This window comes from Shewanella electrodiphila, from assembly GCF_023283985.1.
Classification (GTDB): Bacteria; Pseudomonadota; Gammaproteobacteria; order Enterobacterales; family Shewanellaceae; genus Shewanella; species Shewanella electrodiphila.
Genome location: NZ_JAKIKU010000002.1, coordinates 488,540 through 509,110, shown reverse-complemented (window position 1 = coordinate 509,110; position 20,571 = coordinate 488,540). Strand labels below are relative to the sequence as shown.

The 20,571-nt window shown below is 40.7% G+C and carries 20 protein-coding genes; all 20 read right to left on the bottom strand.

From position 1 onward, the window contains the following. Window positions 1–57 precede the first annotated feature (57 nt). Complete coding sequence (fliE, locus tag L2737_RS05715) at window positions 58–399, bottom strand: flagellar hook-basal body complex protein FliE (RefSeq protein WP_102529009.1); 342 nt, start codon at window positions 397–399, stop codon at window positions 58–60. A gap of 197 nt (window positions 400–596) precedes the next feature. Further along, the gene (locus tag L2737_RS05710) at window positions 597–1,946 is read right to left on the bottom strand and encodes a sigma-54-dependent transcriptional regulator (protein ID WP_229369250.1); all 1,350 of its coding nucleotides are present in this window, start codon (window positions 1,944–1,946) and stop codon (window positions 597–599) included. Beyond that, complete coding sequence (locus L2737_RS05705; protein ID WP_248955055.1) at window positions 1,939–3,333, bottom strand: sensor histidine kinase; 1,395 nt, start codon at window positions 3,331–3,333, stop codon at window positions 1,939–1,941. Before L2737_RS05705 ends, L2737_RS05710 begins: the two co-directional genes overlap by 8 nt. Before the next feature lie 133 nt (window positions 3,334–3,466). After that, window positions 3,467–4,897, bottom strand: coding sequence for a sigma-54 dependent transcriptional regulator (locus L2737_RS05700; RefSeq protein ID WP_248955054.1), 1,431 nt, complete (start codon window positions 4,895–4,897; stop codon window positions 3,467–3,469). 472 nt (window positions 4,898–5,369) lie between these two features. Beyond that, window positions 5,370–5,774: a flagellar export chaperone FliS gene (gene fliS, locus L2737_RS05695; RefSeq protein ID WP_248955053.1), complete on the bottom strand. Its 405-nt coding sequence runs from the start codon at window positions 5,772–5,774 to the stop codon at window positions 5,370–5,372. 12 nt (window positions 5,775–5,786) lie between these two features. Continuing rightward, window positions 5,787–6,101: a hypothetical protein gene (locus tag L2737_RS05690; RefSeq protein ID WP_248955052.1), complete on the bottom strand. Its 315-nt coding sequence runs from the start codon at window positions 6,099–6,101 to the stop codon at window positions 5,787–5,789. A 15-nt stretch (window positions 6,102–6,116) separates the two neighbouring features. Then, window positions 6,117–7,484, bottom strand: coding sequence for a flagellar filament capping protein FliD (gene fliD, locus L2737_RS05685; RefSeq protein WP_248955051.1), 1,368 nt, complete (start codon window positions 7,482–7,484; stop codon window positions 6,117–6,119). Window positions 7,485–7,519: 35 nt separating this feature from the next. Next, window positions 7,520–7,921: a flagellar protein FlaG gene (locus L2737_RS05680; RefSeq protein ID WP_248955050.1), complete on the bottom strand. Its 402-nt coding sequence runs from the start codon at window positions 7,919–7,921 to the stop codon at window positions 7,520–7,522. 101 nt (window positions 7,922–8,022) lie between these two features. Beyond that, complete coding sequence (locus L2737_RS05675; RefSeq protein WP_248955049.1) at window positions 8,023–8,841, bottom strand: flagellin N-terminal helical domain-containing protein; 819 nt, start codon at window positions 8,839–8,841, stop codon at window positions 8,023–8,025. 249 nt (window positions 8,842–9,090) lie between these two features. Next, entirely contained in the window at window positions 9,091–9,912 is an 822-nt protein-coding gene (locus L2737_RS05670) for a flagellin N-terminal helical domain-containing protein (RefSeq protein ID WP_248955048.1), read from the bottom strand. A 110-nt stretch (window positions 9,913–10,022) separates the two neighbouring features. Further along, window positions 10,023–11,225, bottom strand: a complete 1,203-nt coding sequence (gene flgL, locus L2737_RS05665; protein WP_248955047.1) for a flagellar hook-associated protein FlgL — start codon at window positions 11,223–11,225, stop codon at window positions 10,023–10,025. An 11-nt stretch (window positions 11,226–11,236) separates the two neighbouring features. After that, window positions 11,237–13,174: a flagellar hook-associated protein FlgK gene (gene flgK / locus L2737_RS05660; RefSeq protein ID WP_248955046.1), complete on the bottom strand. Its 1,938-nt coding sequence runs from the start codon at window positions 13,172–13,174 to the stop codon at window positions 11,237–11,239. Next, a complete protein-coding gene (gene flgJ / locus L2737_RS05655; protein ID WP_248955045.1) occupies window positions 13,174–14,268 on the bottom strand; it encodes a flagellar assembly peptidoglycan hydrolase FlgJ in 1,095 nt (364 codons plus the stop codon). The genes flgK and flgJ overlap by 1 nt, the downstream gene beginning before the upstream one ends. A gap of 17 nt (window positions 14,269–14,285) precedes the next feature. Next, complete coding sequence (locus L2737_RS05650; RefSeq protein ID WP_241906460.1) at window positions 14,286–15,347, bottom strand: flagellar basal body P-ring protein FlgI; 1,062 nt, start codon at window positions 15,345–15,347, stop codon at window positions 14,286–14,288. A 64-nt stretch (window positions 15,348–15,411) separates the two neighbouring features. Further along, complete coding sequence (gene flgH, locus L2737_RS05645; RefSeq protein WP_102528997.1) at window positions 15,412–16,086, bottom strand: flagellar basal body L-ring protein FlgH; 675 nt, start codon at window positions 16,084–16,086, stop codon at window positions 15,412–15,414. A 24-nt stretch (window positions 16,087–16,110) separates the two neighbouring features. Further along, on the bottom strand, window positions 16,111–16,899 hold the full coding sequence (gene flgG / locus L2737_RS05640) for a flagellar basal-body rod protein FlgG (protein ID WP_102528996.1): 789 nt from the start codon (window positions 16,897–16,899) through the stop codon (window positions 16,111–16,113). A gap of 11 nt (window positions 16,900–16,910) precedes the next feature. Next, entirely contained in the window at window positions 16,911–17,654 is a 744-nt protein-coding gene (gene flgF, locus L2737_RS05635; protein ID WP_102528995.1) for a flagellar basal-body rod protein FlgF, read from the bottom strand. Between the two features lie 236 nt (window positions 17,655–17,890). Then, window positions 17,891–19,255: a flagellar hook protein FlgE gene (flgE, locus tag L2737_RS05630; RefSeq protein WP_248955044.1), complete on the bottom strand. Its 1,365-nt coding sequence runs from the start codon at window positions 19,253–19,255 to the stop codon at window positions 17,891–17,893. A 103-nt stretch (window positions 19,256–19,358) separates the two neighbouring features. Beyond that, complete coding sequence (flgD, locus tag L2737_RS05625) at window positions 19,359–20,129, bottom strand: flagellar hook assembly protein FlgD (protein WP_102528993.1); 771 nt, start codon at window positions 20,127–20,129, stop codon at window positions 19,359–19,361. Window positions 20,130–20,153: 24 nt separating this feature from the next. Next, entirely contained in the window at window positions 20,154–20,570 is a 417-nt protein-coding gene (gene flgC, locus L2737_RS05620; RefSeq protein WP_102528992.1) for a flagellar basal body rod protein FlgC, read from the bottom strand. Window position 20,571 lies beyond the last annotated feature (1 nt).

The following is a 20,571-nucleotide window of genomic DNA, read 5'->3' as shown; positions in this document are numbered from 1 at the left end:
TCTAATACGAGATCTGTACTCACAATAATTACCTACTTTCTAATCTGATAAAGAGGCCTAAACAGGCATGCTCATAATTTCTTTGTAAGCTTCGACAAGCTTATTTCTTACCTGTACTGTCGCTTCAAAAGCCACACCAGATTTTTCACGAGCAATAACGGTATCTGATAAAGTTACCGTAGAATCACCCATCTCTAAACGAGTGGCTAGATTAGCCGAGTTTTTCTGTAACTCTGTCACACCGCCAACAGCTTGAGAAAGCAATTCTCCGAAGTCTGCACCTGAAGTATTGCCTACTTTCTGGATCATATCCGGTTGGATAGGTGAGCGAAGATTAGGCGAGATTTCACCACGAAGTGATTGCATTTCTTGTAAGAAAGGATTCGAGCTAATCTGCATTGTAATCTCCTATTCGTCGGATATTTGACGACTAAAAACCAGTTACAATAGATTTAGCAAGTAGGATGCCAACAATAGAATTAACGCGATAGTTTGGGTGATTTTATTACTAATGGATGACTGTTTGACTAGCAAGTGAACAAGTAAACCTGATCGAAAGCTAGATCAGGTTTACTTTGTAGGAGTCTAGCTAAAAGCTAGGCAGGGACTTGTATTCCCATATCGCGCATCTTGGCCATTTTATAACGTAAGGTTCTAGCACTGATGCCTAGCTTTTCCGCTACATCTTTGCGGCTACCATTACACTGGTTAAGTGTCTCAAGAATAATTACATGCTCTTGAGCTTTTAACTCATCACCAAGTCCTTCATTTTCAACTACAGGTTTGACTTGAGTAGGTTCAGGTTGCTGTAATTCAACTTCATTTGAATCTAATATGATATCTGCTGTTGAAATAGCCTCTCCAGTATGAAGAATGAGTGCTCGTTGAATCACATTATCCAGCTCACGAACATTTCCTGGCCAGCGATAAGTCAACAAACGTCTACAAGCCACTTCATCCAAAGTCGGCACAGGTGAGATATTGGCATTCTTAGCATGCTTAACCAATAAATGACGCGCAAGTGGTAAGATATCAGCTGGTCGTTGATTCAAAGCAGGCCAAGTTAACGGGAATACGTTAATTCGATAATATAAATCTTCTCTGAAACCGCCTGATGCCACCATTTCTTTTAAGTCTCTGTTAGAAGTAGCAAGTACACGCACATCAAGAGAAATAGTTTTACGCCCACCTAAACGTTCAACTTCTCGTTCTTGTAACACTCGCAGTAGCTTAGCTTGTAGACCTAATTCCATTTCTGAAATTTCATCTAATAAAATCGTACCACCTTGAGCTTGTTCAAATTTACCGGGACAAGCTTGGTATGCGCCAGTAAAAGCGCCTTTTTCATAACCAAATAATGTCGCTTCGAGCATATTTTCTGGAATGGCGGCACAATTAATTGCAATAAAGGGTTGTTGTGAACGCGAGCTATTTTGATGTATGTATCGTGACAATACCTCTTTGCCTGAACCACTTGGCCCCATAATCATCACTGACGCATCTGAACTGGCTACACGCTGGGCAATAGAAAGTAATGCCAAACTTTTGTCATCAGCCACCACAGGCTGATCAAGATTTTGCTTTAGGGGTAAATAACGTGACACTTGGTTAAGTAGTACTTCTGGCGCAAATGGTTTCGCTAGATAATCAACAGCACCAAGTTTAATCGCACTAACCGCACTATCAATGGTTGCATAAGCGGTCATCAGTAGCACTGGCACTTTACAGTTTTGCTGCTGTAAATAATTTAACAAGCCTATACCACCAATGCCTTCCATTTGAACATCACTAATAACCAAATCAAATTCTGTTGACTTGAGTGCAAGAATTGCATCTTCTGCAGATGCAACATCAACACATTCATAGCTTGCCAGCAGTAAGGTGTCGAGTAAGGCCTCACGTAAAGATGCGTCATCTTCAACGAGTAATAGTTTTGCTTCACCCATGTGATGCCTCCGGGCTATTGTGATTTTCTGCGCCACGTTCTGTTCTACTAAAGTCGTTATCTGTAATGTTGTTATCAGCTAATGCTTCATTGTTTAACACTTCACTTTCGAAACCTGTCGTCTGAGTTTGATGCGATTGATAAATCGGGAATGACAATCTGATTAAACAGCCTTTATTTGGTTGTGATGAGACTTGCACTGTCCCTTTATGATTTCTTACTACCGTTTGAACAACTGCTAAGCCTAAACCTGTACCTTGGCTTTTGGTTGTAAAAAATGGCTCTAGAATCTGTTGCTGCATATCAGCTGCTAATCCTTTGCCATTATCAATAACATCAATATTAATATGAGTATTAGATGAAGCTGTAATGATTCTAATTTCTGTGGCATTAGCCTCTAAGCTATTCATAACAAGGTTATTAATTGCTGAACTTAGCGCATTACTATTAGCTAACATTCGTTCACTAGCTTGATTAAAATAATTTAACTGACACTGGTTTTTTTCAGCAATGGGTTCACAACTAGCAAGTACAGGTTCGATAATATCTTCAACGTCAGTCACCTGGGATGCATCATCTTGCTTATTTTTAGCCATTAACAGCATGTCATTTACTTGTCGCTCAAGTTCATTCAACCTGTCGACTAATTTAGTTTGAAATCGTTTTTTAGCCGTATCATTCAGTTTTGGACTAGCAAGGTTAGATGCATATAACATAGCGGCAGAAAGCGGTGTTCTTACCTGGTGAGCCAAGGTTGCGACCATTTTTCCTAACGCCGATAAGCGTTGGAGGTGCGACAAATTTTTCTGTAATAAACGCGTTTCGGTTAAATCTGTTAAAACAATTAATTGTCCAGGTTCTGGCGTTAACGGAGTAATAGCCAGTTTAACTCTTCGCCCGTTTTTAAGTGAGACTTCATGGCCATCATCTTCTTGCGGTGAAAAAGCGCGGTTAATAATATCGAACCATTTAGCCCCTTGTAGCGGTCTACCTAAAAGCTCTGTTGCCACAGGGTTTGCCAATGTAACCAGTCCATCACCATTAATGATAACAACACCTGAAGGCATCGCTTGCAGAATGTGCGCCATTTGATTTGACATATTCGCCGCCTTTTGCGGTGCTGAACGGGCTATTTGTCCAGCTAAATCATGATTAACGCTTGCTGAAGCCACGGAAAGATTATCGTTTTTTGAGGTGTAAAGGTCTTGATTATCAGGCACTTGAGAACCGACTTCTTGACAGTCTAATCCTTGAGGTGCTGAATAGGAGCTTTCTTGAGCCGTATCGTTAAGAGCATAGGAATTTGAGGCATTATAATTCGATCCCACTTCTGTAATAGAATTAGGCTCTACCATCGATTGTGCTAAACTGCTGTGCGCCGAAAACATAGCCACTCCGTCAAAATATTAACTTTTGTGTAAGCTGATGCATTTGGTGTGCCAAAACGTTATGTGTAAATCATAAGCATAAAAAAGCATGCCATGAGGCATGCTTTAGTGTAACTGTTTATGGCAAAACTGGTTAATCTTTGCTCATGCCATATTTACGCATTTTTTCAACTAAGGTTGTTCGTCTAATCCCCAACATTTCTGCTGCTCTAGCAACCACATTATCTTGTTGCTCTAGAGCTTGGCGGATCATATCGATTTCTAGCTCAGCTAATAAATCTTTTAGGTTAACACCTTCTGGCGGTAATTCACTTGGGAAACGGGTTTCAGGGATCTCAATAGGTTCATCATCACTGAAAATTGACGCTAATGCATCACGCTCTTGTTGCTCTTCGCTAATTTCAACACTGTACTCTGGCACATCGATATAACGATACTTTCGCGGTAAATCATTAACATCGACCAATCCGCCAGGGAAAAGTATCGTCAGGCGCTCTACCAAGTTAGATAACTCACGCACGTTTCCTGACCAGTTATGTTCTTTTAATGATTCTATTGCACGCTGGGTAAAACGGATTTTACCCCGCCCTTCATTGAAGACTCTGCTCACCAATTCCTGCAGTAAAAGAGGCACATCATCACGGCGCTCGCTCAGCGATGGCATTTCGATTGGAAAGACATTCAATCGATAATAAAGATCTTCACGAAATAAATTATCATTTATCATCGTTTCTAAATCACGATGTGTTGCAGCGACAACCCTCACATCAGTGGTAATAGTTTTAGAACCACCCACTCTTTCAAATACTTTTTCCTGCAATACGCGTAGTAACTTAACCTGCATTTGTAGCGGCATATCACCGATTTCATCTAGAAATAGTGTGCCATTCTCAGCTAATTCAAAACGGCCTTTACGGGTTGAAATTGCGCCAGTAAATGAGCCTTTTTCATGTCCAAAGAGTTCACTTTCTAATAATTCAGGTGGAATTGCGCCACAGTTTACCGGAATAAAAGGACCATCCCGTCGCTCTGACATGTAATGAATATTGCGGGCTACAACTTCTTTACCTGTACCTGACTGACCTAATACTAAAACAGTCGCACCTGAAGTGGCAACTTGGCTTATCAGATGACGAACATTGGCTATCCCTTCACTTCGTCCAACAAGAGATCTAAATAACTTTGTCTGATTCGCACTAGTGGGAATTTGCGGTTGCTTAGCTTGACCATAAACTTGGCAAAAATGGAGTAGCTCAGTTAATTGTGGGTAATTGATAGGCTCATCAATAGTGCCAAGTACATTAACACCATTAATTTCAAGCGTACCGATCAATAATACTGGCTGCCAAGGAATGGATGACTGAACATCTTTAATAAACTCTGGCGATACTGATTCAGTATCAATGACTAAGGCTCTAAAACGAGATTCACGTGATAATGACGCAAGATCATCAGTAGAGATGACATGATGTTTTTCATCTAAGAATTCAAAAATACAACAAAGACGAGAGACTCGCTCAGAAGGTTCAGCAACAATTAAAATTCGTTGTTCTATTTGCATCATTAAGAAGGCCAAAGCTCTAGTTATTAGTTATTCAAAGTCATATTCATGTTATTGGCTGTCTATTTGCAAACACCATAGAGTTAGCACACATTACAGAGTCTAGACTTGAATATTGATTATCACGCTATATTTTTTGAGTCAGAAGACACAATTATAATATAAACATTAACATAGCAGAATGCATACTCATATTTTTTAATCTTTACTTAAATATAGCCAAACCAGCAATAAAGTTTAAACGAATACGCAAAAATTAAATATTGTATTATCAGAGCATGAGAATCAAGCATCAGAAGACATTATTCTACCATGCAGTTGATTTAAGTCACCAACAGTTGTTTTTATAGGCAGGTTTCAACATTTTATTTCAAAAAGTAAATAAAACGAGGATTCAGTTTAACTGCAACCTTAAAACTTATCAGCAATAAAAAAGACGCCATTGGCGCCTGTTTTACAATCGTAACACTTAGTATCAACTTGCTTCTGAAGTCATCAAGTGCATATCTTGAGGAATGGCATCCCAGCCTTCTTTGATGGTTCGAAGAATACCTGAAACATCATCAATCGCTTTAACATCATTATTCATATTTGCCTCTGAAATACGACGTAACATAAAGTCATAAAGCTCACTTAAATTGCCTGCTACAGAGTCTTTTACATCCATATTCAAGCTATTATTTAAGCCGTTTATAATTCCAATGGCTTTGTTAATTGCAACGCCTTTACCTTGTAAGTCTTGCGTTTCGATTGCGTAGCGACTTTGAGCTAAACGCAACAAAGCACCATCGAACATCATTTGGATTATACGATGTGGGGAAGCAACAGCTAACTCACTATCGATAGATACTTTACGGTAAGATTTAATTGAACCTCTCATAGGTCACCTTCGCTACTTGTTTGAATCGACTGATTGATAAATACTAATCTGGCGCTGATTTTTCTTTCTGAGATTAAGCAAAGATTGAATATGTAAAAGTACTTTACTAGCGCGTTTTTCAAAAGATTGAGTAATCAATAATTGCTCATTCAAAACGGTTCGTACTACTTCAACATTGTCATCTTTAAAATCATCAAGTAAAATTTGACGCTCCTGTATCAACTCTTGCAATTTCAATACCAGCTCGTCAGACTTCTCATCTTCTGAAGGTAAATTTTCTAGCTCATTAAGCGTATCATCGACACGTTGATTAATATTCTCTAGCAACGGAATACCTTAAACTTATGATTGAGGAACAACACCAGGTAAAGAGTTGAGTCTCTCCACCAAGCCCGAACTCTGTTGATTCATTTGCGCGACAACTAAATCCATCGCATTAAATTGTTTAAATAATCTTGCTTCTAGCATCTCCATTTTTAAACTAAACGATTCACGTTGATCATCTAAACGGCTTTGCTCTTTCGTTAAACTGGTGTTGCGGCCATCAATTATGCCTCCAGACTCAACATAACTCTCAACGAGTGTATCTAATCGATTAGCAATACCGGTATCAGGAGAAGCGAATAAACCTTCTACTAAATTCATATCTTCGCTAATGACTTTATCCAGTTTAGTGCTATCAATTGACAGTTTTCCGTAACGGTCAGTTTCAATACCAATATCATATAGTGCGCTAGAACTGCCATCGACATCGACTCGAGTGCTAATAACACTGCGCATTTGTGACTCAATTGAACGTATCATTGAGTCACCTTGTAAAGCGGCTGCTTCCTCATTTTCTACATCATATTTCGAAAGACTACTAATTGAATCGACTAAACTATTGTATGCATCAACAAAACCTTGAATATTGTCTTTTACGCTTTCATCATCTTGTTCTATTTTTAATGTAGATGTCTTACTCATATCGGCTTCGGTCAGTGATAAAGTCACTCCAACAATGGCATCTTTGACTTCATTAGATTGTGAAGTCACTTTTTGCCCATCAATGTAAACTATTGAGTTTTTTGCATCACTTAATGTGGTCAGATTACCTGAGCCAAACATATCATTTAAGCCAGAGCCTGCGGTGTCATTTGCAACGACAGAAACTTCGTTATCGGTTCCAGTTTCATCAGAACTAAATACCAAACGACTGCCGGCGTCACTTGTAATAATGGTGGCCGTAACACCTGAATTGTCATCAGCGCTATTTATTTTATCTGCAATATCTTTAAGGCTATCTGTTGCTTCTATATCAACTGAAAACGCTTCACCATTTACCGATAAATCGAGGCTACCTTGACCAACTGCAGACGTTGCATCAGCAACATTCGTTCCAGCAATTTTATGCGAGGAAGCTAATTGCTCCACTTGAATTTGATAGTTGCCAGTTTGTGCAGTTTTGTCGGCTGTAGCACCAAAATAAATGCTGTCACCCGTTGAGACATTTCTGATATTCAAAGAATCTGGATCAGTTAATTTTTCTAGCGCATCTTGGAATGTGGCTAACTTACTTTTTAAAGTACCAATACCCGAAACTTTTGATTCAATCGTTTCTTCCGTTTTATCAAATAAGGCTTCTTTAGGAAGCTTTTCGGCATCAACTAACACACCAACAATAGTGTTAATATCTAATCCAGATCCTATACCGGTTGCTGTTAATGCCATGATGTACTCCTAAAATGCTACTAGCTAAATTTGACTTACGCTTCTGTTTTAAGCAAAAAACCAGCCACTTCTGCTAATTTTTGCGATAACTCTAATGCTTCTTCATTTGGAATTTGACGAATAATATCGCCAGAGTCAAGATCGAGAACATTGACGATTTGCTTACCCGACTCATCATCAATTTTAAAGGCTAACCCTTTACGCATCAGTGATACCATGCTATTGAGTTCATCAACGAGCTCTGCAACCTCAACATCTTTGGGCTTTTCTTTGGGCTTTTCTTTTGCCGTTTCTTCTGTGAGCGATTCAGCCTTAGTCAATTCGGACACTTTAAACTTGTCTTCATTGTCTTTAATGTTATTTTCAGCTAATCGCTGAGTTCCTATATAGTCAGATACAACTTGTTGAGGACCATTAAGATTTAATTCCATAGTCATATTATACCCCCAGAAAAAACAATTTGATTAAAAAAAGGGAGATTCTAGTAGAATCTCCCTTCTTTAAATCGTTTTTAATCGAACTTTAGCTTACTTTTCGATTAAAGAAGAGATAATGCTATTTGAGGCAGTTGGTTCGCTTGCGCCAACATAGAAGAACCTGTTTGCTGTAGAACTTGGTTCTTGGTCATTTCAGCCGTTTCTTTCGCGAAATCGACATCAACAATACGACTCTTAGCATCGGCAACGTTCGCCTGAGTATTAGCACTGTTAGCAATGTTGTGTGCTAAGCGGTTTTGTTTTGCACCTAAATCTGCTCGTTGAGTATCAATAGACTTAATCGCTGCATCAATTGCAGTTAAAGAAGCTGTACGGTCGCCAGCTGAAGCATTATCTAACCCGTCTACTGATAGTGAGCTTGCATCAGTTTTCGCAACCGTGATGGTGATATTTTCACCAGCCTGATGACCAACTTGGAAACTTTTACCAGCGGCAAAGCCGCCTGACATTAGCTTAGTATCACCAAACGCCGTGTTATTACCAATTTCAGTAATTTCTAAAGCTAATTCATCCATCTCAGCTTTAATGGCTAAATTATCATCTGCGCTGTTTGCACCGTTTTCTGATTGTACCGTTAGGTCACGCATTCGCTGAAGCATATTGGTTTGCTCTTGCATTGCGCCTTCAGAAATTTGCGCAATAGAAATTGCATCATTAGCATTACGCATACCAACTTCCAAACCTCTAACTTGAGAATTCAAACGGTTTGAAATTGCTAAACCAGCAGCATCATCTTTTGCACTATTAATACGTAAACCTGAAGACAAACGCTCCATTGAGGTAGCGAGACCATTTGTTGACGAGTTAAGGTTCTTTTGTGCTTTCATTGACGTTACGTTTGTATTTACTGTAATAGCCATAATTTGATTCCTCTTTATACCTGGCTTTAAAACATTGCCTGTCTTGATTGCCAGGCGGGTCTATTGGGTTACAAATACTTTAACGGCAGCGTTTTAAGATACTTTAGAAATTATTTGAACATTTTTCGAACATTTATCATATTAGCTAGAAAACAGTGGCTTACAGGCATTAAAAAAGCCATATTCATTCAAAAATGGATATGGCTTTTTATGCAATTGATTAACTAAACTACATTTCTAGGATGTAAATTAGCCCAGTAACGAAAGTGCAACTTGAGGTAATTGATTCGCTTGTGCAAGCATTGAACTACCTGTTTGTTGTAATACCTGATTTTTGGTCATTTCAGCAGTTTCTTTAGCGAAATCCACATCCACGATACGGCTCTTAGCATCAGCCACGTTTGCTTGAGTATTAGCACTGTTCGCAATGTTATGAGCTAGACGGTTCTGTTTCGCACCTAAGTCTGCACGTTGTGTATCAATTGACTTAATCGCTGCATCAATTGCACCTAGCGCAGCGGTACGGTCGCCAGCGGAAGCATTATCTAACCCATCTACTGATAGTGAGCTTGCATCAGTTTTATTTACGCTGATAGTAATGGTTTCACCAGCCTGATGACCGACTTGGAAGCTTTTACCAGCGGCAAAGCCGCCTGACATTAGCTTTGTATCACCAAAAGCTGTGTTGTTGCCAATTTCTGTAATCTCTAAAGCTAATTCATCCATTTCAGCTTTAATAGCTAAATTATCTTCTGGGCTGTTAGCACCATTTTCAGATTGAATAGTTAAGTCACGCATGCGTTGCAACATATTTGTTTGCTCTTGCATCGCACCTTCAGAAATCTGCGCGATAGAGATTGCATCGTTAGCATTACGCATCCCAACCTCTAAGCCGCGAACTTGAGAGTTCAAGCGGTTAGAGATTGCCAGACCTGCAGCATCGTCTTTCGCACTATTAATACGTAAACCAGATGATAAACGCTCCATCGAGGTTGAAAGCCCCTGAGTTGAAGTATTTAAGTTCTTCTGCGCTTTCATTGATGTAACGTTTGTATTTACTGTAATAGCCATAAATAAATCCTCATTCTTAGTTTTGTTGCCAAGACTTTGGAGCTTGGCTAAATTTTACAATTTAACGTGGGTCATTATTGTTTACATATCTTGCTAGATTCAAAAACCTGCTAGATATAGTCAAACAACGAAATAGAACCGACTTTGCCGAATACACTCGACACGGCATTTAATGCCAGTTGCTGTTTTTCAAACTCAGTTATTGCTGCTGCATAATCCAAATCTTCAAGCATGGATAAAGCACTGTCATTAACGATTTTTTCTTCTGCGTGATTTGTAGAGATACTTTCTAAACTCTTCAAGCTATTGCCTGCAATACTTCTTGCCGCACTGACTTGATTTTGACCACTATCGATATCATTCAATAGCTGTGCCAACTTTGAGTTCCCTTGCGGTGAATCTGCAAAAGAAGGATCTTCAAGCATAGTTATAGCTTCGTTAAAACTATCTAAAATACTGACCGTTTCTTGCGGTTCCATAGTGAAAGAGTCACCAGCAACGGGCTGTCCAGACAATTGAACCTCAATACCGTTAAAGCTTACAGGGTTACTTGAATCAAAATTGGGCACTGTAGAAATAACTGCTCCGCCAGAGTCTTCTATTTGTAAATCCAATACTCCGGCGTTATCAACAAATTTAAACGTGTAGGTATCTTCAACATGAGCAGCGGAATCAAATATTGCCGCCTTATCTACGGTAAAGTCACCTTGTTGGGATGGCAGATAATTGACGCCATAGTCACCTAAAGGGTTTGAGGCATTCATAAATACCGTATCCCCTGGCACATTTGTTCCTACGGTGACACCGGAGGCAACAATACTTTGCCGCTCTCCGCTATCTCCGCTATAAACAATTTCGCCATTGTTATCAAAAGCAAACGGAGGGTTATTCGTGTTGTTTCCCGCGAAAATATAATTGCCAGACTCGTCTTTAGTGTTGGCTATCGACATTAACTCTTCTAAGCTATCTTTCATTTCATCGGCAATCATTTGTCGTTCAGACTGAGATAGACTGCCGTTTGCAGCGCGTTGTAACTGTTCACGCATACTGCCCATCAAGGTTTCAGTGCTGCCTAGTTTGCTTTCACTTAATCCAAGGTGCTTTTGAGCGTAATCAACATTTTTGACATATTGATCAACTAGTGCGTTTTTCTGCCTTAAGGTATCAACACCAATTGCCGCCACAGGATCATCGCCAGCAGTATTAATCTTTTTGCCGCTTGCCAACTGTTCAAGAATTTTATTGGTCGCAGACTGCCCCTTTGAAATACTAGTAGTATTCTGGTTAAACATTTGAGCGGTTGAAATTCGCATAACTGATTCTCCTAGCGAACAGAACTAAGCAATGAGTCAAACATCTGCTGAGCAGTTGTCATGATTCTGGCGGAAGCTTGATATGACTGTTGAAAACGCATGAGGTTAGCTGCTTCTTCATCTAAATTAACACCAGACTCACTTTGTACTCGATTGTAAGCTTGCTGATAAACCGCTTCATTAGACGCTACAGTTACTGCTGCAGCTTTAGTTTTACTGCCAATATCTAATTTACTGCCCTCAAAAACACCGGCTAAGGTTGTAGTGCCACCATTCATCAATTTTGCATCTGACAATTTAGCCATTTCAACTGCATTACTGTTATCACCTTCAGCAAATGACAAGTCGAAGGTATAAGTATCAATAACACCGCCAGCAGAACTATCATCGATTTCAAAATCAAATCCAAAAGGTGTACTGATTTGAGGTGGTGTAAATGCAGTAGGTCCACCAATAGCAGTGCCATCGACATCAAATGCTTGATATGTATTAGTGACGGTATCAATCTGAATCGTGATTTCACTGTCTGTGAGCGGGAAGTTAGCATTAGTACGATCTATGCTAGTTAACTGAACACTCGTATCACCCGAATTTGTTGACTCGCCTATGATTTTAGGGCCTGCTGCTGCAATACCTTTAGGGTCTGTCATTTCAACCCCGATACCTGCGGCTGCACCTGCGTTTGGTCTTATTTCAAACCTATCACCATCAGCGAAACCCGCTGGAACTGAATCAATTTGAATAGAAAAACCATCCCCACCCGTTAATTGGTTATTCACAGCATCATAAGTTAACGCTTGGATCTCACCCGTTTTAGTATCTTTTAATTCATAAGATGAAGGTGCAGTAAATGAAAGCTCATATGAACTCCCTGTTAATTGACCGACATCATCAATATTAACTTTTAATTTGACAGTACCAGTATTACCTTCGTATTCGCCAACTCGGCCAGCTGCCATCGTTGGATCATTAATATCGGTAAAAATGTTCTGTCCAAGCTCACCATTTAAATCAAAACCCTTAGACTGCATTTCATTGAATGCATCAGCAACACCTAGAGCAAGTTGTCCTAACTCTTGGTTAACTGGAATTAAGGTTTCATCCCTAAATTTGAATAACTCACCGAGTTGCCCACCAAGTTTAGAACCATCAATAACTAAAGTTTGATTACCTGTTGACGTTGTCAGTCTCGGCTCATTAGGATAAGGGTCGCCTGTGGTTGTGCCCACTTGCATAGCCACCTCGCCAGACACTAGCATCACAGAGCCGCCCAACATGACACTTTTGCCACCATTTTCTAACGGAATCACATTCACTTCTGAGTATTCACTTAATTCAAGAATTAACGCATCTTGTTGATCAAGTAACTGGCTATCTTGTTGCCCGCCCGATTTCATTAGCTCTAAATTAATATTGGCGAGCTCAGTACTAATTTCATTGATTCGATCTGCAACAGCGCCAATTTGACTATTGGTTTGCTTCATCTGTGAATCTAAGTGAGACTGCATTTGATTTAAGCTAGTCGCAGTTTGCTGAGCAGCACCTAACATACTGTCACGCATACCTATATCTGTAGGCAGATCGGCGACACTATTAATACTGGCAAAAAAATCAGTCAATCTATCAGGAACCATAGAACCAATTTGAGAATATAGCTGATCCATTTCGTTCATTTTAGTGTAGCGAGTTTCCGCGCCACTCATTGCAGTTTGGCCAATACGCAACTCTCTTGCTGCATAGTCGTTATATATCCGTTTAACATCGGATACATAAGTGCCCTGTCCATAAAAACTATTACCAATTTTTTGGGACTCTAATGACGATTGCTCAGCCACTTGACGGTGATAACCCACCGTATTGGCATTGGCAATATTATTACTGGTCACGCCCATTTGAGATTGCGCAGCCAGTACACCCGTACGGGCAATGTTTAGTAAGTCAACAGCCATTAGTTAGTCTCTCCTGGTAATACAGACTTAAGCCCATTGGTCACTGACTCCATCACCTTCAACACTTTTTGTGCATATTGAGGATCAGTGGCATAACCAGCTTTTTGTAATGCATGTATAAACTTGGCAGGCTCTGCTGCCACTTTTTTAGCTTCTTGATAACGCTCGCCATTTGAAATAAATGACACAAAATCATTAAAACTCTGCTCAATACTGTCGTAGGTTCTGAAGTCGGCTTTTTGCTTCACTGCTACCCCTTGTTCATACTCCAAGGTATTCACAGAGGCTTTATCACCTTGCCAGCGCTTATCAGCTTTAATATTGAATAAGTTGTTACTGGCCTCACCATCATGACGACGGATCATTTTTTGTCCCCAGCCAGTTTCTAATGCTGATTGTGCTAACAAGACTTCTGGTGTGGTACCTAATGCTTTCGCCGCTTTTTCTGCATGGGGATATAACACGGCAACAAAATGCTCAGGATTTTCAAATTCGCTAGGGGCTTTATTTATCGTTTGCGGCAATTGATTGCCACTCGTGGCAACAGAAGTCACCGACTTTCCTGTCAAAATTTGCTGGAGTGCCGCCTCATCAATCGCATCATGGCTCGAAGATAATTGCTCAATATTAATGGTCGGTTGTTGAGTAGAATGCACTGCAATGCTAGAAGACGGTATGGCTGGTTGATTTAGCGTTTTATCATCACGAGAATGATTATCGAACATGCCATGCTTTATTTTTGCATCGATATCACCACGAAGCACTGACGCAGGTCTAAATGGGGTATCTTGCGGTGATAACTGCTGCACCATCAAGTCTGCTATGCCCAACATGCCCTTATCTGATAAATCCACCGACATTTGTTGATCACGCATGTTTTCAAAAAACTCGGTGGTTTGGCTGTTCATTGGGCTATCTGATTTAAAAGCGGCATTGGCATCACGCATGCTTTTCATCAGCATTTGAATGAAGATACCTTCAAACTGTTTCGCGACTTCTTTAAGCGCGCCTTTCTCGTCTTTCTGAGCTTGAGAACGTAATGAATCTAGTCCCCCTAGATCCAGAAAATGCGATGAATTTGACAGCTTTTCCATAGTCGTACCGACAATTTTTAGATGATGATAAGTTCTCCATGCAAAGCGCCTGCCATCTTTAACGCTTCGAGTATTGCAAGTACATCAGAAGGAGCTGCACCTACAAGGTTTACCGCTCTCACAAGCTCATCAAGGGTGGTACCAGGGTCAAAAAGAAACATACGGCTGTCAGCTTCGGCCACATCAATGGTTGAATCAGTAGTGACAACTGTTTGACCATTTGCAAAAGCATTAGGTTGAGAAACTTGTGTGGCCTCAGCAATGGTTACCGTTAGACCGCCATGGGTAACTGCAGCTGGCATTAACTTCACATTTTGACCAACAACAATCGTGCCTGTACGAGAGTTAACAATCACTTTCGCCGACTCGCTGGCTATCTCGACTTCTACATTTTCTAATGTGGCTAAAAATGACACTCGTTGAGATGCATCACGTGGCGCACTGACTTGAATAGAAGTGCCATCTAACGCGCGTGCCATTCCTGGGCCTAAAAAGCTATTAATCGCATCAGCCATGCTCTTTGCCGTAGAAAAATCCGAACGATGTAGATTAAACGTCAAGTGGTCACCTGTAGCAAAAGGCGACATCACACTACGTTCAACCATTGCACCACCAGGAATACGTCCCACTGTTGGGGTATTTTGAATAACTTGCGAACCATCTAGGCCTTCTGCGCTAAAGCCACTAACAACTAAGCTTCCCTGCGCAATAGCATAAACATTGCCGTCGACTCCTTTCAGAAAGGTTTGCAGCAGTGTTCCACCACGTAAACTTTTGGCTTCACCAATACTGGATACGGTAATGTCAAGATTTTGACCAGGTTTGATAAATGCTGGCATTTCAGCGTGTACTGCTACCACAGCAGAGTTTTTGGTTTTTGGTTTAACATTATCAGGTAGGTTAATGCCAAAGTTTTTCAGCATCGTTCTAAAGGTTTGTTCGGTATAACGAGTTTTTTCACCTGTGCCTGGTAAGCCAACAACAAGACCATAACCAATCAATTGGTTGCTACGCACCCCTTGAACATTGGCAATATCTTTAATTCGTTGCGCTTGAACAGGCGCTGTAAGGGCCAACATTGTAGTAATAGCTGCTGTAACAACCACACCTTTTAAAAATGATTTAGTCTTCATGGCATACTCCTTAGAAAGGCCACCATTCGCCCATAAAGAAGGAGCTTAACCAACCCACTTTTTGGACATCTGCAAACGTGCCAGTACCACTGTATTGAATACGGGCATTGGCAACACGGGTTGATTCAACGGTATTTTCTGGCGTGATATCTTGACTACGAACCATGCCTGTAACACGGATAAATTCATCGCCGTTATTGATTGAGATCCATTTTTCACCACGTATCACTAGATTACCGTTACTGAGCACTTGCATTACGTTGGCTGAGATACTGCCATCTAAACTGTTTGACTGATCGGCATCAGACTCACGTTTGGTATCCATAGAATCTGAATAGCGCAAATCGAGTGGCACCCCTTTGATGGTGACATTACCGCCACCGGCATAAATCGGATCGACACTTAAATTAGAATCTTTTTTAATTTCGTTGTTAGCACTTTTAGTGGCTTGTGTTGACTCATTTAATAACACCGTAATGATATCGCCCACTTTATGTGCTCTGATATCTGAGTATAAACTCGATGCTTGATGGTCCATATAAATAGAGCCTGTCGATACCATCTGAGTTGCGGGTGCATCAGGATAAACAGGCGCATAAAATGGATCGTCAGGAATGGGCTTTTTTTGGGTTGAGCTACAAGCTGATAGCACAATAACTGATGCTATGACTAGATATGTTTTCATCATCCCTCTCCTAATCATCAAACGTTATAAGTTTTGCGTTACGTAAGACATCATCTGGTCAACAGCTGAAATCACTTTAGAGTTCATCTCATAAATTCGCTGACTTTGAATAAGGTTCACTAACTCTTCAGTCACGTTTACATTCGATGTCTCAAGCGCGCCTTGACGAATCGCCCCTAAACCGTCCAATGATGCAGTGCCTTGAATAGGCGTGCCGCTTGAACCCGTTTCGGTGTAAAGGTTTTGACCCACTGGATCTAACCCTGATGGATTAATGAAATCACTCATCGCCAATTGACCAACAACCGTACTTTCTGTCGCGCCAGATAATTTAACCGAGATTTCACCTTCTGAAGATACAGTTATTGAAGTGGCATCATCAGGAATAGTAATAGAGGGTTGTAAAACATACCCTGAACCTGGAGTCACGATTTGACCATTTTCATCAAGACTGAATTGGCCGTTACGCGTGTAAGCTGCTGTGCCATCCGGCATTTCAACTTCAAAAAAACCCGGACCTTCAATCATTAAGTCCAATGAGTTGTCAGTTGTTAGCATATTGCCCTGAGTGAACATTTTCTGCGTCGCGACAACTTTGGTACCTGCACCAATGTTTAATCCATTGGGTAACTTAGTGTTATCAGCACTAATGCCACCAGCCTGATTGACGGTTTGATAGAGTAAATCTTCGAATACTGCTCGGCTCTTTTTATAGCCAACGGTACTGGCATTGGCCACATTGTTAGAAATAACAGCAATATCGGTTTGTTGGGCATCAAGGCCTGTTTTACTAATCCATAAAGCGGGATGCATAATAATTACTCCTAACTAATTCTCATTAAAGACGAGGATGCGCGATCTAGATCTTCGGCATTTTTCATCATCTTCACTTGCATTTCGTATTGACGCTGAATGTCAATTAACGCCACCATTTCCGATACCGCATTAACGTTACTTCCTTCAACTGCGCCGCTCTCAACGGTTACATTAGGATCATTCGGCGCATTTAAGCCCGATGTCAGCCTAAATAAACCATCTTCGCCACGCATCATTTCTGCATTATCTGGATTGACTAATTTAATTCTCGCCACTTCTTCAATCACATCCGCGGTAGCACCCTGTGGTCTTACAGAAATAATGCCATCAGGTGATATTTGAACTTTATCTATTGGTAAAGGCAGTACAATTGGCCCGGCTTCACCCATCACTGGATTACCACGGCCATTGGTCAGTAAACCGGTACTGTCAAAACTTAGACTCCCAGAACGGGTATAAGCCTCACCACCTTCTTTACTTTGAACCGCAATCCAACCTTGATCTTTAATTGCAATGTCTAAATCTCGGCCCGTAGTTTTAATCGGGCCAGAATTAAAGTTGTGTCCGGGACTTTCTGTCATGGCAAACACACGTGTAGGTAGACCTTCACCAAATGCTTGCATAGAGCGAGCTTGAGCAAGATCAGCTTTAAAACCATCAGTATTGGCATTAGCTAAATTATTGGCACGAACAGCCAAAGCATTCATATTCTGCTTTGCCCCACTCATGGCAACATAAAGTAATTTGTCCATTTGCTGCTCCGTCAAACTTTTTACATAACAAAAGATATATACAGAACTAGCAATCAGTGTGCCAACACATGAAAGTAGAAATAATTAAAGCTAAGCTAATGAATTTGAGATGGAATAAAACGATTACCTGATGAGGTACTATTAAGAAGGGAGTCAATTAAAATGGCAAAGAGTTGCCGTTGCGGCAACTCTTTGAAAATCTAAACTCTATGATTAATCAAAACCTTAATCGATAACTAGCGGATTTGTAGTATTGACTGATTCAAGGTGTTATTCACCTCTAGCGTACGAGAGTTAGCTTGGAAGTTACGTTGAGCTGAGATTAAGTCAACCAATTCCGTGGTCAAATCAACGTTAGACTGCTCTAACGCTGATGAACGAATACCACCAAATGTGCCACTATTGGCTTCACCCGCCAAGGCTGCGCCTGAATCTAAGCTCGCTTTCCAAGAGGTGTTACCCACTTGAGTCAAACCTTGTTCATTAGCAAAACGTACTAGCGCAACACGCGCCAATGGCTCAGTTGTACCGTTACTGTAGCTAGCTGTCACTAAACCATCTTCACCGATACCCACATTGGTTAAACGACCTACTGTAGTACCGTCTTGGGTTAATTCAGTCACTTCAAAAGGAGAGGCATATTGTGTTGGGTTATTAAAACCAAGTGTCACTTTTTGAGTACCATCAGCACCAGGACCTAGAACGTTTGCGCCATTGACACCCAGCTCGACCGTTTCAACAGTTGCGGGATCTGAACCTGTGTAAGCTCCGGCATCGTTGAATTTTAATACCGACCCTTTCCAACCTGACGCATTTTCAGCAAGTGCCGTACCATCTGCAATACCATCGCCGGTAGTATCTACACCGTATGAGCCACCATTTGCTTGATCAATATCGACCTGCTCGCCATCAACGGCATAAAAAGCAACCCAGTTACTTTCACCAGTGTAAGCACCATCTGTAGGCTTAACAAAGTAAGTCGTCATAATATGAGACTCACCTAATGAATCATAAATAGTCACTGACGTTGAGTTATTAAACGTATCTGGATCGTTTGGATCAAAGTTAGCAGGATCTAATGCTGACTCACCTACATTTAAGTTCATTTGCAAACCAACATTACTGGTTTTTACAGGGCTACCAGCAGTATCTGGAATTTTAATCGGTACAGTACTCGATAAGCTCACCGAAGTAGAGTTACCATCGGCATCAACTGGGAAACCTTGTAAGAAGTTACCCGCTGAATCTGTCATGAAACTTTCAGAGTTCACTTTAAATGCACCAGCACGTGTAAATGAGTGATCTTGCGTACCCACTTCAGATGCCGTAACAAAGAAGCCACCGCCGCTAATAGCCATATCAAGTGAGTTACTGGTGAATTGTAAGCTACCTTGTTGAAACTGTTGTGCCACTTGAGTCGTGGTTGCACCACCACCCACTGCAGTTTTACTGTTTGAAAAAATAGAATTAGCATAAACATCAGCAAATTCAGCACGAGACTCTTTAAAACCAATTGTATTAACGTTGGCAATGTTATTTGCTGTGGTATTGAGATCTTTTTGAGCAGCTGAAATACCACTCAAAGCAATGTTAAACGACATAATTCACCCCTTCTCTTACTAATTCTATTTATTGTTAATAGTCAGTATTCTGACCATTATTGAAATTTGGTTTTAAGCTTTCCACGGTCTAACTTTTAGTAAATTAACTTTCCGCAACAGCAAGTACATCTGACAATTGAATGCCGCCAATACCACGAAGGTTTAATATCGCCCCGGTTGTGACATCACCCAATGAAACGCTGGAAACATGTGCGTAAGTCGATACCGCTAAGTCTTCTGATGTGCCATCAATTTTACCGTTAGCTTTAATGGCATAATTTCCTTCAGCAACAGGCTCACCGTTTTTATCTAGGCCATCCCATGTCACATCGATGTTACCGCCTGCAGAACCATCAACTTCGAATGTTCTGATAACTTGGCCGGATTCATCCTCGATATTCACAGTAATGCTATCAATCGGTGTCGGCGTACTGATCACCCCTTTGACTTCAGGGCTTTCACTAGAGATATGCCCTGTATCTGATGGAATAAGTACTTTTTGACCAACAAGTCCTGATGCTTGTAACGCTTGGCTGGAGCTAGTTAAGTTATTTAGATTTAGGATTTCTTCATTCAATTTTGAGATACCATCAACCGTTGAGAAAGATGCCATTTGAGAAATCATCTGGTCATTTTCTACAGGTTTAAATGGATCTTGCATTGACAGCTGTTGGCTTAATAAAGCGAAGAAATCCGCTTGAGTCAGCTCCTGGCTATTAGGCTCAGGTGTTTCAGCGACTTCAGCATGCTGAACACTGTCTAGAAAAGCATTACCTGTCGTAGCCGTTTGTGTTGTATTTGAAGCAACACTACTTGTACTGCTCGACTGTGTCTGCGGCAATGTTTGACTGCTGTAAGGATTTACGAGGCTCATCTGTTACCTCCATCAAATTTCATATTACTTACCCATACGAAGCGTTTGCTGCAGCATAGATTTAGCTGCATCAGCCACTTGGACATTCATTTGATATGACCGAGATGCAGAAATCATGTCTGCCATTTCTTCCATCACATTCACATTTGGTTTATAGATAAACCCATCACCATCAGCCATTGGATGATCAGGAGAGAACTCCTTTAATAATGGTTTATCACTTTCAACAATGCCTTTAACACTGACACTGTGAGAACTATTTTGCTGACTCGTCGCTTTTGCCATTTCAGCTTCAAAGATCGGATGGCGCGACTTATAAGTTTGATCAACACTACTAGAGACTGAATCGGCGTTGGCAATGTTACTGGCAGTCGTATTCAGTCGCACTGATTGTGCTGACATACCTGAACCTGACACATTAAAAATATTAAATAGACTCATG

Bases quoted from the DNA above. Each gene is read 5' to 3' on its own strand.
- L2737_RS05680 (WP_248955050.1), bottom strand. From the start codon at position 7,921: ATGACTATGGAATTAAATCTTAATGGTCCTCAACAAGTTGTATCTGAC.
- L2737_RS05705 (WP_248955055.1), bottom strand. From the start codon at position 3,333: ATGTTTTCGGCGCACAGCAGTTTAGCACAATCGATGGTAGAGCCTAAT.
- fliD (WP_248955051.1), bottom strand. From the start codon at position 7,484: ATGGCATTAACAGCAACCGGTATAGGATCTGGATTAGATATTAACACT.
- L2737_RS05650 (WP_241906460.1), bottom strand. From the start codon at position 15,347: ATGTTGGCCCTTACAGCGCCTGTTCAAGCGCAACGAATTAAAGATATT.
- fliE (WP_102529009.1), bottom strand. From the start codon at position 399: ATGCAGATTAGCTCGAATCCTTTCTTACAAGAAATGCAATCACTTCGT.
- flgJ (WP_248955045.1), bottom strand. From the start codon at position 14,268: ATGGAAAAGCTGTCAAATTCATCGCATTTTCTGGATCTAGGGGGACTA.
- flgL (WP_248955047.1), bottom strand. From the start codon at position 11,225: ATGCGAATTTCAACCGCTCAAATGTTTAACCAGAATACTACTAGTATT.
- fliS (WP_248955053.1), bottom strand. From the start codon at position 5,774: ATGAGAGGTTCAATTAAATCTTACCGTAAAGTATCTATCGATAGTGAG.
- L2737_RS05675 (WP_248955049.1), bottom strand. From the start codon at position 8,841: ATGGCTATTACAGTAAATACAAACGTAACGTCAATGAAAGCACAAAAG.
- flgK (WP_248955046.1), bottom strand. From the start codon at position 13,174: ATGGCTGTTGACTTACTAAACATTGCCCGTACGGGTGTACTGGCTGCG.
- flgG (WP_102528996.1), bottom strand. From the start codon at position 16,899: ATGCATCCCGCTTTATGGATTAGTAAAACAGGCCTTGATGCCCAACAA.
- flgE (WP_248955044.1), bottom strand. From the start codon at position 19,255: ATGTCGTTTAACATTGCTTTGAGTGGTATTTCAGCTGCTCAAAAAGAT.
- L2737_RS05670 (WP_248955048.1), bottom strand. From the start codon at position 9,912: ATGGCTATTACAGTAAATACAAACGTTACATCAATGAAAGCGCAGAAG.
- flgF (WP_102528995.1), bottom strand. From the start codon at position 17,654: ATGGACAAATTACTTTATGTTGCCATGAGTGGGGCAAAGCAGAATATG.
- L2737_RS05700 (WP_248955054.1), bottom strand. From the start codon at position 4,897: ATGATGCAAATAGAACAACGAATTTTAATTGTTGCTGAACCTTCTGAG.
- flgD (WP_102528993.1), bottom strand. From the start codon at position 20,129: ATGAGCCTCGTAAATCCTTACAGCAGTCAAACATTGCCGCAGACACAG.
- L2737_RS05710 (WP_229369250.1), bottom strand. From the start codon at position 1,946: ATGGGTGAAGCAAAACTATTACTCGTTGAAGATGACGCATCTTTACGT.
- flgH (WP_102528997.1), bottom strand. From the start codon at position 16,086: ATGAAAACATATCTAGTCATAGCATCAGTTATTGTGCTATCAGCTTGT.
- flgC (WP_102528992.1), bottom strand. From the start codon at position 20,570: ATGAGTCTATTTAATATTTTTAATGTGTCAGGTTCAGGTATGTCAGCA.